Source organism: Mesorhizobium silamurunense, from assembly GCF_014843825.1.
Classification (GTDB): Bacteria; Pseudomonadota; Alphaproteobacteria; order Rhizobiales; family Rhizobiaceae; genus Mesorhizobium; species Mesorhizobium silamurunense.
Map to the genome: position 1 here is coordinate 1 of NZ_JHQR01000398.1, position 11,753 is coordinate 11,753.

Genomic DNA, 11,753 nt, shown 5'->3' on the forward strand with positions numbered 1-11,753 from the left:
CGCGCCCATCCCGCGCAGCGGGTTCGTTCGCCGGCCCATACACGACGTTGGGGACCTTGATGCCAGGCGACCGCGGCGGCGGCTCCCAGCCTCACCCCCCCGCCAATCTCGGCAACAGAAAAATCTCCGCCCCCTCAGGCAGTTCCTTCGACCAGGTATCGCGGTAGATCGTCCCGTCGATCGCGACCGCGATGCCGCGATCGATCAGGGGCTCGAAGGCGGGATACTGTTCCGAAAGTTTCCGGAACAGCTCCCTGATGTCCTTGGCCTCGATGTCGAGCTTGCTCTGGCCTCCGGCGGCAGCGCCAAGCGAGCCCCAGAGCGTCACTTCGACCATTAGCGCGAAAACCTCTCCCGTTCGGCCTCGAGCGCCGCAAGAATCCGCGGTGGTGACATCGGGATGTGGCTCATGCGCACGCCCACCGCGTTCGACACCGCGTTGGCGATCGCCGCCAGCGGCGGCACGATTGAGGTCTCGCCGACGCCGCGCACCCCGTAGGGGTGGTTGGGGTTGGGGATCTCGAGGATCTGCGTGTCGATCATCGGCAGGTCCGAGCACACCGGGATGCGGTAGTCGAGGAAGCCCGGATTCTGCAGCCGCCCGTCCTTGCCGTAGATATACTCCTCGTTGAGCGCCCAGCCGATGCCTTGCGCGGCACCGCCCTGGTACTGGCCCTCGACATAGGTCGGGTGCACCGCCTTGCCGGCGTCCTGCACCACCGTGTAGCGGATGACCCTGGTCGAGCCGGTCTCGGGGTCGACCTCGATGTCGCAGATATGGGTGGCGAAGGAGACGCCGGCGCCGTCGGCGACGAGCTCGCTGTGGCCGGCGATCGGCCCGCCGGTCTTGCCGGATTGCGCCGCGATCTCCTTCAGCGACAGTTTGCCGAGATTGCCGTGCGTCTCGCCCTTGGCGACCGCATGGCCTTTTTCCCAGGCAACGTCGTCGACCGAAATGTCCCACATCTGCGCCGCGCGCTCGCGCAGGATTTTTATCGCGTTGCGGGCGGCCGAGATGGTCGCCATGGAGGAGGAGAAGGTGCCGCGGCTGCCGTCGGTCATGTCGTTGTAGCCAAGGCTCGACGTGTCGGCGACGATCGCCTTCACATGGCTGTAGTCGATGCCGAGCTCCTCCGCCGCCACCAGCGACAGCGAGGCGCGGGACCCGCCCACATCCACCGTTCCGACAGCGAGCGACACCGTGCCGTCCATGCCGATGTTGAGATCGGTGCAGGTCTGGCCGCCGAAGTTGAACCAGAAGCCGCAGGCCATGCCGCGCCCCTGGTTTGCTTTTAGCGGCGCCTTCATGTGCGGATGGTTCTTCACCGCTTCAAGCGTCGGGCCGATGCCGATCGGGCCGTAGACTGGGCCGTAGGAGGCGCGCGTGCCTTCCTGCGCCGCGTTCTTGATGCGGAAGTCGACCGGGTCGATGCCGATCTCCTTGGCGAGCTCGTCGACTGCGCTTTCCACCGCGAAGGCCGCCATCGGCGCCGAGGGCGCGCGATAGGCCGCGGTCTTCGGCCGGTTGACCAGCACCTCGTAGCCGACGGTCTTGACGTTCTCGAGCTTGTAGCAGGCGAACGCCGTCATGGCGCCGATCTCGGCCCACATGCCGGCATAGGGGCCGCAGCTGTAGCGCAGCGTCGCTTCCGCCGCGGTGATCGTGCCGTCCTTCCTGGCGCCGATCTTGACGTCGATCGAGGTGGCGCTGGTCGGGCCCGAGGCGCGAAACACCTCGTCGCGGGTCATCACGAGCTTCACCGGCCGGCCTGCCTTGCGCGACAGCGCGAGCGCCACCGGCTCGGCCCAGACATGGGTCTTGCCGCCGAAGCCGCCGCCGATCTCGGAGGAGGTGACGCGCAGCTTCGAGGCTTCGAGCCCAAGCAACTGGGCGCAGTGCTGGCGGTAGACGAAATGGCCTTGCGTGCACACCCACAAGTCCGCCGTGCCGTCGGGGTTGACGCTCGCCACGCAGGCGTGGGGCTCGATATAGCCCTGGTGCGTCTGCTCGGTCTTGAAGGAGCGCTGGACGATCGTGTCGGCCTGGGCAAAACCCTGATGGACATCGCCATGGCCGTATTGCGTGCGCTTGGAGACGTTGGAGGGCTTGACCGGCTTTTCCTCGAGGCCCTCGGTGAAGATGGCGTCGTTGATGAGGGGCGCCGTATGCTTCATCGCCTCGTCGACATCGGTCACATGCGGCAGCACCTCGTAGTCGACCTCGATCAGCTTCAGCGCCTGCCTGGCGGTGCGGGCGTCGATCGCGGCGACCGCGGCCACCGCATGCCCGTCATAGAGCGCCTTGGTGCGCGCCATGCAGTTGTCGAGGATGTCGTACATGGCGGCATCGCCGTCGGTGAGGTCGGGCAGGTCTGCCGCCGTGATCACCGCCTTCACGCCGGCCAGTTTTTCGGCCTTCGAGGTGTCGATCTTCTTGATGATCGCATGGGCATGCGGGCTGCGCAGGATGCGCCCGACCAGCTGTCCGGCCATGTTGAAGTCGGCGCCGTAGCGGGCGCGTCCCGTCACCTTGTCGACGCCGTCGGGGCGGATGGGGCGCGTGCCGACGGAAGAGAAATTGCGTCCCGAGTAGCGCGGATCGAAATTCATCTCAGGCTCCCTTCATCACGTTTGCCGCGTCCTGGACGGCGCGCACGATCTTGTCATAGCCGGTGCAGCGGCAGAGGTTCCCCGCGAGACCGAAGCGAATTTCCTCCTCGGTCGGGGAGGGGTTTTTCGCCAGAAGGTCCTTTGCCGCGATCAAAAAACCCGGCGTGCAGATGCCGCATTGCAATGCCGCGTGCTCGAGGAATTTCTGCTGCAGGGGATGCAATTGATCGCCATGAGCCATGCCTTCGATGGTCTCGATCTGGCGGCCTTCGGCTTCCGCGCCCAGCACCAGGCAGGAGCACACCAGCCGGTTGTCGACGATGACGCTGCAGGCGCCGCAGTCGCCGGTGCCGCAGCCTTCCTTGGCGCCCGTAAGGCCGAGCCGGTCACGCAGCACGTCGAGCAGCGTCTCGTCCGGCTGGCAAAGGTACTCGACGTGATCGCCGTTGATTGTCGTTGAAACTGCTACACCGGCCATCACTTGCCTCCTGCACGCTCATAAGCGGTGGTGGCGACACGTTTCGCCAGCACGCCCGCAACTTTCCGTCTGAATTCGATGGAGCCGCGCTTGTCGTCGATCGGGCGGCAGGCGCCCGCGCAGACCTTGGCGAGCCGCTCGAGCGTCGCTTCGTCGAGCTTCGAGCCGATGAGAAGTTGCGCCGCCTCCTCGACCAGCAGCACCGTCGGCGCCGCGGCGCCCAGCGCCACGCGGGCCGACTTGACGACGCCCTTGTCATCGAGCGTCAGGTTCACCCCGGCGCTGACCACCGCGATATCCATTTCGGTGCGCGGAATGAAGCGCTGATAGGCATCGCCCGCATTTGGCGCGCGCTTGTCGAGCAGGATCGCCTCGATGATCTCGCCCTTGGCGAGAGACGTCCTGCCCGGTCCGGTCGGCACGCTTTCCACAGCAATGGTGCGCTTGCCCGAAGGCCCGGCTACCACTGCCTTGGCACCGGCCGCGACCAGCGCGGGCACGCTGTCGGCGGCCGGCGAGGCGTTGCAGAGATTGCCGACGATGGTGCAGCGTCCCTGCACCTGCTTCGAGCCGATCAGCTTGGCCGCCTCGACGACGCCGGGCCAGGCCTTCTGCAGCGCCGCGTTCTCGCCCAGCACCGCGCAGGGCACCGCGGCGCCGATGCTGAAGCCGTCTGCCGTCTCCTTGATTTCGCCTAAACCCTCGATCGCCTTGATGTCGACGATCAGCTCTGGCTCGATGAAGCCGCCCTTCATCCTGACCAGGAGGTCGCTGCCTCCGGCGAGAACGGCGGCCGGGCCGGCCGCGCCGGCCAGCAGGCCCACGGCATCTTCCATTGATTGCGGACGTATGTAGCGCATCGTCTCCCCTTGGTGGTCATGATCAGATCGACCGTTATAAAGAGTCTCCTTATAATGACCATCCGCTTCCTGCATTGCACCATCCAAGTCAGGCGCATTGCCCTAATTCCTACCCCTAAATTTTCTAAGCCTAGCCGCTAGAACTACTCGTTTGCGCCCGGCCGGCCAAGCCTCCACCATGCCCTAATTAATCCGGACATCGCATCCGGCAATGTGGAGGCTTCAATGACCGCTCTTGCCCGTAGGCCCTGGGTTCCCGCGCATTGCGAGGATTTTATCCAGGCGCTGGCCAAGGCCGCAAGCGGACAGGGGAGCGACGCCGTGCTCGCTGCGATAGAGGGAGGCATCGCGCTCAATAGGCAGATCCACGAGGCCGACGCCATCAACCTCAATGCGGCGACCAATGTTATGAACCCGAAGGCGGAGGCCGCGCTTGCTTCCGGGCTCGGCTCGCGCCCGTCGCTCGGCTACCCCGGCGACAAATACGAGATGGGGCTGGAGGGCGTCGAGCGCATCGAGGTCATCGCCGCCGAGCTCGCGGCGCAAGTCTTCGGCGCGAAATATGCCGAAATCCGCGTGCCGTCCGGCGCCATCGCCAATCTCTATGCCTTCATGGCCGCGGCGCGGCCGGGCGACGCCATCATCGCGCCGCCGCCGGCCATCGGCGGCCATGTCACGCATCATATGACGGGCTGCGCCGGCCTGTACGGGCTGGAGATCCATTCCGCGCCCGTCGATGCCGACGGCTATACGGTCGATGTGGACAAGCTCCGCGCGCTTGCCCGGCAGGTCAGGCCGAAGATGATCACCATCGGCAGCAGCCTCAATCTCCTGCCGCATCCCATCAGCGAGATCAGGGCGATCGCCGACGAGGTCGGCGCGCTGGTGCTCTTCGATGCGGCACATCTTTGCGGCATGATCGCCGGCCACGCCTGGCAGCAGCCGCTGGAGGAGGGCGCCCATCTGATGACGATGAGCGCCTACAAGAGCCTCGGCGGGCCGCCTTCGGGTCTGATCGTCACCAATGACGCCGTCATCGCCGAAAAACTCGACCGCATCGCCTTTCCCGGCATGACGGCGAATTTCGACGCCGCAAAGTCGGCGGCGCTCGCCATCACGCTGCTCGACTGGAAGGAGCATGGCCACGCCTATGCCGCCGCCATGGCAGGCACCGCCAAGACGCTGGCAAGCGAGCTGGCGCAGCGCGGCCTGCCGGTGTTCTCGACCGCGAAAGGCCACACCACCTCGCACCAGTTCGCCATTGAAGCCGCCGAATTCGGCGGCGGGCAGGCGGCGGCGAAGCGGCTGCGGCGCGCCAATATCCTCGCTTGCGGTATCGGCTTGCCGGTCGGCGCGGTCGAGGGCGACATGAACGGCTTGCGCCTCGGTACCCCGGAAATCGTTCGCTGGGGCATGACCGAGAAGGATATGCCCGAGCTTGCCGCCCTCATCGCCAGGGGGCTGCGCGGCAACGATGCCGCGGAGGAAGTGGCTGCGGATGTCAGCGAATTCCGGCGCCGGTTCACGAAGCTTCATTTCGTAAGCTGAGCGCCTGAACCCGCGGGCAGGGAGCCCGCTTCTTCAAAAACAAGGGGAATGACCATGCGCATGATTCTGCGATTGATGACTGCTGCTCTGATGACGGCCGCCGCCGCCGGCGTCGCCAGGGCGGATATCGTGCTGGGCGTCGCGGGGCCGATGTCGGGGCCGAACGCCGCCTATGGCGAGCAGTACCGCGTCGGCGTCGAGACGGCGATCCAGCGCATCAATGCCAATGGCGGTGTGCTCGGCCAAAAACTCAGCGTCTCGGTCGGCGACGATGTCTCCGACCCGAAGCAGGGGGTGTCGGTCGCCAACAAGTTCGTCGCGGACGGCGTGCACTATGTCGTCGGCCACTACAATTCCGGCGTCACCATTCCGGCCTCGGAGGTCTATGCCGAGAACGGCGTGCTCTTCGTCACGCCCAGGGCCACCAACCCGATGGTGACGGAGCGCGGCCTGTGGGATGCCTTCCGAGCCTGCGGCCGCGATGACGAGCAGGGCATCATCGCCGCGAAATTCGTGCTCGAGCGTTTTGAGGACAAGAAGGTCGCGATTGTCGACGACAAGTCGACGGCCGGCAAGGGCCTCGCCGACGAGATGGCCAAGGCCTACAATGCCGGCGGCGGCAAGGAAGTGCTGCACGAGGAGATCAACCCGGGCGAGAAGGACTACAGCGCGCTTGTCGCCAAGATCAAGGAGTCGGGCGTCGACCTTGTCTATTATGGCGGCCAGCACACAGAGGCCGGCCTCATCGTGCGTCAGATGCACGACCAGGGCGTCAAGACGATCCTGATGGGCGGCGACGGCATTTCCAACAGCGAGTTCGGCGCCATCGCCGGCGAGGGCGCGGCCGGGACGCTGATGACGTCCTTTCCCGATCCGGCGACCTTTCCCGAGGCCAAAGACGCGGTGGCCGACCTGAAGGCGAAGAATGTGCCCACCGAAGCCGTCACGCTCTATGCCTATGCCGCGACCCAGATCCTCGCCGAGGCGATCGCCAGAGCCAAGGCCGACGACCCGAAAGCGGCGTCCGACTATCTCCATTCAGGAGCGGCTATCCCGACAGTGCTTGGCACCATTTCCTATGACGACAAAGGGGATATCAAGCAGCCGGGCTTCGTCGTATTTGAGTGGCGGAAGGTCGACGGCAAGCTGACTCCGGTGGCCCTCAAATAGACTTGAGGCGCTGGAGGCGGACGCAGGCTGCCGCCGCTTCTTCGCTCGAAGCATACCGCGCCGCCATGGCTGGCGTCGCGGCGTTGGGAAAGCCGCAGATGGCCGTCAATCCGCCGCGACCCCGCATGCCGCCGCTCAACGCCCTCCGGGCCTTTGAGGCGGCGGCACGGCATGAAAGCTTCGCCAAGGCGGCGGACGAACTCGGCGTGACGCCTGCCGCTGTGTCGCATCAGGTGAAGGCACTGGAGGCTTGGCTAGGCTCGCCGCTCTTCGTGCGCCACGCGCAGGGCCTGCACCTCACCGAGGCTGGGCGTTCGGCGCTACCCTCCTTTTCCACCGCCTTCGACGCTTTGGGGCTCGCCGTCCAGGAATTGCGCATTTCGGCGCCCAGGCCGCAGGTTAGCATCGCAGCACTGCCTTCGATCGCCCAGCTGTGGCTGGCGCCCCGCCTGCCTGCCTTACGCTCGGCGCATCCCGCGCTTCGCCCCTCCATCCACGCGCTGGAAGAGCCGCCGGATTTTCGGCGCGAGCCCTTCGACCTCGCCATTTTCTTCACCCGGCACGCGCCGCCCGGCAGCCGTGCCTTCAAACTCTGCGACGATATCATCTTCCCGGTTTGCGCGCCGGCGCTGGCCCGGCAGCTTAAGACACCGGCCGATCTCGCCTCGCAGCCTCTCTTGTGGGACACGACTTGGACCAGCGACTGGAGCCTGTGGTTCGAAGCGACCGACGTGAAGGGGCCGCCGATCGAAACCGGCTCCGAATTCTCGCTCTACAGCATGGCGCTACAGGCGGCGGTCGACGGCGCCGGCGTGCTGATGGGGCACGAGGCGCTGGTTTCGCGCGCCTTAGCCGCCGGCTTGCTGGTGGCGCCGTTCCCGCGGCGTGTGCCGTCCGGCCTCAGCCTGTCGATCCTGGCGCCCGACCGGCCACCCGCCCACGCCGTCGAGATTGTCGACTGGTTGCTGGCGCAGCCGCCACTTCCATCCTCACCTTGACCAGCGTCGCGGCGGCGTGACCGGCGGCCGTGATGTAGTCCGGATCGTGGTGGATCAGCATGCTGGAAAAGGCGCCATCCATTAGAAGCACGATCTCGCGCGCCAGCATCTTCGGCTCGCGCACGCCATGGCTTGAAAGCGCCTCCGCCAGCCATTTCTCGAAGTTGCTCTTATGGCGGGAGCCGGCCTTCACCGCCGGATGGCCGGGCATCGCGGCGAGCTCGGCGGCCGTGCGCAGGAAGCCGCAGCCCTTCCATTTGACGTGCCGCGCCACGCGCGCCAGGTGGGTGAAGATCGCCACGACCTTCTTGTCCGCGCCGCCTTCCGCGGCCTCGAACCAGCCGGCCATTTGCTTGAGGTTCGGCTGGTCGCGGCTGTCGAGATAGGCCGTGATCAACTCGTCCTTGCTCTTGAAGTGATAGTAGAGCGTGCGCTTGGTCAGCCCCGCCTTTTCCGCCACGGCATCGACGCTGACGCGGCCGATACCTTCGGCATAGAAGAGTTTTGCCGCCGCATCGACGAGGCGCTTTCTGGTGTGATTGACCTTTTCGCTCATCCGTTAGGTATACCGACTAGTGAATATACATACAAGCTGAAAGCTGATCCCTTGGGGCAGTTCCATGCCGGAAAGGAAAATGACATGACTGAGCTTGTGCTTTGCGAGATCCGCGACCGCGTCGCGGTGCTGACGTTGAACCGCCCCGAAAAACTCAATGCCCTGAATTACGCCCTGATCGACCGCCTGCTTGCGATCCTGGACAGTATAGAGACCGATGATGCGGTTCGTGCAATCATCCTCACCGGGGCAGGGGAGCGCGCCTTCTCGGCCGGCGCCGACATCCACGAGTTCTCGGCAAGCGTGGCCGAAGGCACGGATGTGGGGCTGCGTGATTTCGTCATGCGCGGCCAGCGGCTGACGGCACGGCTGGAATCCTATCGCAAGCCGGTCATCGCCGCCGTCAACGGGCTTGCCTTCGGCGGCGGCTGCGAGATCACCGAAGCGGTGCCGTTGGCGATCGCCAGCGACCGGGCGCTGTTCGCCAAGCCCGAAATCAAGCTCGCCATGCCGCCAACCTTCGGCGGCACACAGCGCCTGCCGAGGCTGGTCGGGCGCAAGCGAGCGCTGGAGCTGCTTCTGACCGGCGATCCGTTTTCGCCCGCGCGGGCGCTGGAGCTCGGCCTCGTCAACCGGTTGGTGCCGCATGAAGAGCTGATGCCGGCCGCCTTCGATCTCGCGAGCCGCATCGTCCGTCATTCACGGGCGGCGGTGGCCAGTATCCTCACCGCCGTGGCGCGCGGTATCAATCTCAGCATCGCCGAAGGCCTGCTGGTCGAGGCCGAGCAGTTCGCCCGCATGGCTCCGACCGCAGATCTCAACGAAGGGCTCGCCGCCTGGATCGAGCGGCGAGAAGCGGTCTATGACGGCTCGTGGAGGCATATCGCCCGGCCGAGCAACGCGCGGCGCGCCTTGCCTGGCCAGGCGACGGTTCAGGGCGAAACCTCCAGGTGACCCTTCATGTTGGGGTGGAAGCGGCAGAAATAGTCGACCGCACCCGCTTCCTTGAGCGTGACCTTGCCCTTCGACTTCGGCGGGATCGTCACCTCCCAGCCGCCTTTCACAGTCGCGGTGTGGGCGATCAAGTCCTTGTTCGTCCATTCGATCGTGTCGCCGACCTTGGCCTCGACGCTTGCCGGCGAGAACACCAGCTTGTCGATCGTCACCTCGATCGTGGCGGCGAGCGCCGGCGCAGCTAAGAGCGCCAGCGCCAGCGCGACCGGGAGCGATAGCAGGCCCGCCCTCATTTCAGCATGCCGGCGACATGTTCGGCGTGCTGCTCATGCCCCTGGAATATCTTGAGACCCGTTTCCAGCAGGCTCTTCAGCTCGGCATTGCTGGCCGACGGGATGAGCAGCGTTTCGAGCGCGCCGTTGACCTGCTTGTGATAAGCCACCTCGTTTTCGATATAGGCCTTGTCGAAGGCCGCGCCCTTGAGCTTCGCCAGCTTGGCGCGCTCCTCCTTCGCCGCCTTGGTCAGTGCCTGGCTGGTGGCGTTGTCTTGCGGAGTCACCTTCAGCTTCTTCACGAGATCAAGCGCCTGCTTGTTCACCGCCTCATGGTCGACCTCCTTGGTCTTGGATTTCTTGATCGCCAGCTTGGCCGCCTCGATGTCGAGCGTGCCGGCCGTGTAGGCGATATGGGCGATCTGCGGGTCGGTGGGCTTTTCGGCGGCCTCAGCCAGCGGCGCGGCGCTGACGAGGAGGAAGGCGGCGAGTGCTGCGGTCGGTCGGATAAACATGGCATCTCCTTTGCCCGGCGTATCGGCAGCGGGCTCATCTAGGGTTGACGGCCATTGGATGCGGGGAGAGGCCAAACGTTCCCGATTTTTCACATTCGAATGTGGAGCGAGCACTGCTACGCCGAGTTCCGTCACCCCCCTCTGCCTCGATCAGTTGCGCCCGAAGACGAAGCGCCTTAGCCCTCGAGCCCCAGCCTCTTCATCACCGCCTGCGTCAGCCGCTCGCAGCGGCGGCCGGCGAAGGGGAAGGCATCGAGCAGCACCGGGCCGATCTCGTCGTCCAGCGCCTTGCGCACCAAGCTACGCGCCCGGTGCAGCCTGGTCTTTACCGTTTCCGGCCTGATGCCGAGCAGATCGGCCGTCTCCTCGATGCTCAGGCCCTCGATGACGCGGGCGACGAAGACGGTGCGATAGACATCGGGAAGGCTGTCGGTCGCCCGTTCGACAAGCCCGAGGATCTGCCGCTGCGCCATCGTTCGCTCCGGATCGTCGCCAGGGTTCAAGTCGCTTGGGTTCAGGGGAAACCGGATGATCTGCGCTTCCGGATTTTCAGGCATCGCCACGATGCGCTTTTTCTTGCGCAGCCGGCCGAGCGCCTCGTTGATGACGATGCGCGTGAGCCAGGTTGCCAAGGAGGCGTCGCCGCGAAAGGCGTCGAGGCTGGCGAAGGCGCGCATATAGGCTTCCTGCACGACGTCCTCGGCCTCGGCGTCGTTGCGCACCACGCCGCGCGCGATGCGGTAGAGCCGCTGGTTGTGCGTCTTGATGATCAAGCGGAAGGCACCCGCTTCCCGTGCAAGCGCGCGGCGCACCAGCGCCATGTCGCCGGCGATAGCGTCCGCCGAAATCGCGGCGGCCTGCAGTGCGGACTTTCTCATCGTCCCGATCTCCCGACAGGCGTTGCATCCGATAGTTGGACGCGCCTGCCGGCAAAAGGTTCCCGGACTTTCCGGACCCAGCCGGCGCTATGCTACAGCTTTCAGCTGCGGCCTGTCTGCAGCCTGCGCGCGGGCGGCGGCGGCCAGCAGGTCCGTCTGGGTGATCAGGCCGAGAATGTGCCGCCCGGCATCGACGATCACCACCGCGTGGCTGTGCCCGTCGGTCAGCACTGGCAGCAGGCTCATCGCCGGCGTCTCGGGCGAGGCCGTGCCGGCCTTCGACATCACGCCCTTTACCGTGTCGGTCGTTCTCGTCAGCTCGCGCAGGCCGACGGCGCCGACCAGCTTCGCTTCGGCGTCCACCACCGGCAAGGTACGGATATTGTGGTCGAGCAACTGCTTGCGCGCCTCCTCGGCGGTGGCGTTCTCCGGTACCGAGATCACGTCGCGGGACATGATGTCCTGGCAGAGCAGCGTGCGGTGCGCGCGCACCATCGCCTGCAGCTCGACCTGGCGCAGCAGTCTTTCGATGTCGTCGCGGTCGATATCGAAGGTTTCGTCGAGCGCCGCAAGCGCGGCATCAACATCCTCGGGCCGGAAGCCAACCCGCCCCGCCGGCGGTAGGTCGGCGGTGCCGTGGCTGTTGGCCATGGGCACATGCACATGCGGATAGTTGCGCCGCGACAGCTTGTGGAACAGGAAACCGAGCGTGACCAATATGATTGAGTTCAGCGCCACGGGCACGAAGGGAAACAGGAAGCCGGCGCTGATCACGGCCGGTCCGCCGAGCACGCCGGTGAGCGCCGCGGCACCGCCCGGCGGATGCAGCGAGCGCGTGAACGACATGGCCGCGATCGCCAGCGCCACCGCCAGCCCGGAGGCGATCACCGGGTTGTGCACGAAATGCGCCACCG

General features: G+C 65.8%; 13 protein-coding genes. 4 read left to right on the forward strand and 9 right to left on the reverse strand.

Translation table 11 applies throughout. From position 1 onward, the window contains the following. Positions 1-91: 91 nt before the first annotated feature. The 4 genes from DH10_RS34665 to DH10_RS34680 are packed head-to-tail and all read right to left on the reverse strand — an operon-like array spanning position 92 to position 3,948. Entirely contained in the window at positions 92-337 is a 246-nt protein-coding gene (locus DH10_RS34665; protein ID WP_192246301.1) for a MoaD/ThiS family protein, read from the reverse strand. After that, the gene (locus DH10_RS34670; protein ID WP_192246298.1) at positions 337-2,610 is read right to left on the reverse strand and encodes a xanthine dehydrogenase family protein molybdopterin-binding subunit; all 2,274 of its coding nucleotides are present in this window, start codon (positions 2,608-2,610) and stop codon (positions 337-339) included. The genes DH10_RS34665 and DH10_RS34670 overlap by 1 nt, the downstream gene beginning before the upstream one ends. Before the next feature lies 1 nt (position 2,611). Further along, on the reverse strand, positions 2,612-3,088 hold the full coding sequence (locus DH10_RS34675) for a (2Fe-2S)-binding protein (RefSeq protein ID WP_192246296.1): 477 nt from the start codon (positions 3,086-3,088) through the stop codon (positions 2,612-2,614). Continuing rightward, the gene (locus DH10_RS34680) at positions 3,088-3,948 is read right to left on the reverse strand and encodes an FAD binding domain-containing protein (protein ID WP_192246294.1); all 861 of its coding nucleotides are present in this window, start codon (positions 3,946-3,948) and stop codon (positions 3,088-3,090) included. Before DH10_RS34680 ends, DH10_RS34675 begins: the two co-directional genes overlap by 1 nt. Before the next feature lie 225 nt (positions 3,949-4,173). Between DH10_RS34680 and DH10_RS34685 the strand changes: the two genes are divergently transcribed. The 3 genes from DH10_RS34685 to DH10_RS34695 all read left to right on the forward strand — a co-directional run bounded on the left by DH10_RS34685 (position 4,174) and on the right by DH10_RS34695 (position 7,664). Further along, a complete protein-coding gene (locus DH10_RS34685; RefSeq protein WP_192385876.1) occupies positions 4,174-5,496 on the forward strand; it encodes a serine hydroxymethyltransferase in 1,323 nt (440 codons plus the stop codon). A 48-nt stretch (positions 5,497-5,544) separates the two neighbouring features. Beyond that, positions 5,545-6,666, forward strand: a complete 1,122-nt coding sequence (locus DH10_RS34690; RefSeq protein ID WP_376774839.1) for a branched-chain amino acid ABC transporter substrate-binding protein — start codon at positions 5,545-5,547, stop codon at positions 6,664-6,666. A gap of 98 nt (positions 6,667-6,764) precedes the next feature. After that, on the forward strand, positions 6,765-7,664 hold the full coding sequence (locus tag DH10_RS34695) for a LysR substrate-binding domain-containing protein (RefSeq protein WP_246505944.1): 900 nt from the start codon (positions 6,765-6,767) through the stop codon (positions 7,662-7,664). On the opposite strand, the gene DH10_RS34700 is transcribed toward DH10_RS34695, so the two are convergent. Continuing rightward, the gene (locus DH10_RS34700; RefSeq protein ID WP_192246292.1) at positions 7,567-8,220 is read right to left on the reverse strand and encodes a TetR/AcrR family transcriptional regulator; all 654 of its coding nucleotides are present in this window, start codon (positions 8,218-8,220) and stop codon (positions 7,567-7,569) included. The two genes, DH10_RS34695 and DH10_RS34700, sit on opposite strands and share 98 nt — an antisense overlap. 84 nt (positions 8,221-8,304) lie before the next feature. Here DH10_RS34700 and DH10_RS34705 point away from each other — a divergent pair, with 84 nt between their 5' ends. After that, on the forward strand, positions 8,305-9,174 hold the full coding sequence (locus DH10_RS34705) for a crotonase/enoyl-CoA hydratase family protein (RefSeq protein WP_192246290.1): 870 nt from the start codon (positions 8,305-8,307) through the stop codon (positions 9,172-9,174). Here DH10_RS34705 and DH10_RS34710 read toward each other — a convergent pair. The 4 genes from DH10_RS34710 to DH10_RS34725 all read right to left on the reverse strand — a co-directional run. Next, the gene (locus DH10_RS34710; protein ID WP_192246288.1) at positions 9,153-9,467 is read right to left on the reverse strand and encodes a cupredoxin domain-containing protein; all 315 of its coding nucleotides are present in this window, start codon (positions 9,465-9,467) and stop codon (positions 9,153-9,155) included. The two genes, DH10_RS34705 and DH10_RS34710, sit on opposite strands and share 22 nt — an antisense overlap. Further along, on the reverse strand, positions 9,464-9,961 hold the full coding sequence (locus tag DH10_RS34715) for a DUF4142 domain-containing protein (protein ID WP_192385877.1): 498 nt from the start codon (positions 9,959-9,961) through the stop codon (positions 9,464-9,466). Before DH10_RS34715 ends, DH10_RS34710 begins: the two co-directional genes overlap by 4 nt. A 176-nt stretch (positions 9,962-10,137) precedes the next feature. Then, positions 10,138-10,839, reverse strand: coding sequence for an RNA polymerase sigma factor (locus DH10_RS34720; protein ID WP_192246283.1), 702 nt, complete (start codon positions 10,837-10,839; stop codon positions 10,138-10,140). A gap of 87 nt (positions 10,840-10,926) precedes the next feature. Next, the coding region (locus DH10_RS34725) for an HPP family protein (RefSeq protein WP_192385878.1) at positions 10,927-11,753 on the reverse strand (827 nt) is incomplete at its 5' end.

Bases quoted from the DNA above. Each gene is read 5' to 3' on its own strand.
- DH10_RS34665 (WP_192246301.1), bottom strand. From the start codon at position 337: ATGGTCGAAGTGACGCTCTGGGGCTCGCTTGGCGCTGCCGCCGGAGGC.
- DH10_RS34670 (WP_192246298.1), bottom strand. From the start codon at position 2,610: ATGAATTTCGATCCGCGCTACTCGGGACGCAATTTCTCTTCCGTCGGC.
- DH10_RS34675 (WP_192246296.1), bottom strand. From the start codon at position 3,088: ATGGCCGGTGTAGCAGTTTCAACGACAATCAACGGCGATCACGTCGAG.
- DH10_RS34680 (WP_192246294.1), bottom strand. From the start codon at position 3,948: ATGCGCTACATACGTCCGCAATCAATGGAAGATGCCGTGGGCCTGCTG.
- DH10_RS34685 (WP_192385876.1), top strand. From the start codon at position 4,174: ATGACCGCTCTTGCCCGTAGGCCCTGGGTTCCCGCGCATTGCGAGGAT.
- DH10_RS34690 (WP_376774839.1), top strand. From the start codon at position 5,545: ATGACCATGCGCATGATTCTGCGATTGATGACTGCTGCTCTGATGACG.
- DH10_RS34695 (WP_246505944.1), top strand. From the start codon at position 6,765: ATGGCCGTCAATCCGCCGCGACCCCGCATGCCGCCGCTCAACGCCCTC.
- DH10_RS34700 (WP_192246292.1), bottom strand. From the start codon at position 8,220: ATGAGCGAAAAGGTCAATCACACCAGAAAGCGCCTCGTCGATGCGGCG.
- DH10_RS34705 (WP_192246290.1), top strand. From the start codon at position 8,305: ATGACTGAGCTTGTGCTTTGCGAGATCCGCGACCGCGTCGCGGTGCTG.
- DH10_RS34710 (WP_192246288.1), bottom strand. From the start codon at position 9,467: ATGAGGGCGGGCCTGCTATCGCTCCCGGTCGCGCTGGCGCTGGCGCTC.
- DH10_RS34715 (WP_192385877.1), bottom strand. From the start codon at position 9,961: ATGTTTATCCGACCGACCGCAGCACTCGCCGCCTTCCTCCTCGTCAGC.
- DH10_RS34720 (WP_192246283.1), bottom strand. From the start codon at position 10,839: ATGAGAAAGTCCGCACTGCAGGCCGCCGCGATTTCGGCGGACGCTATC.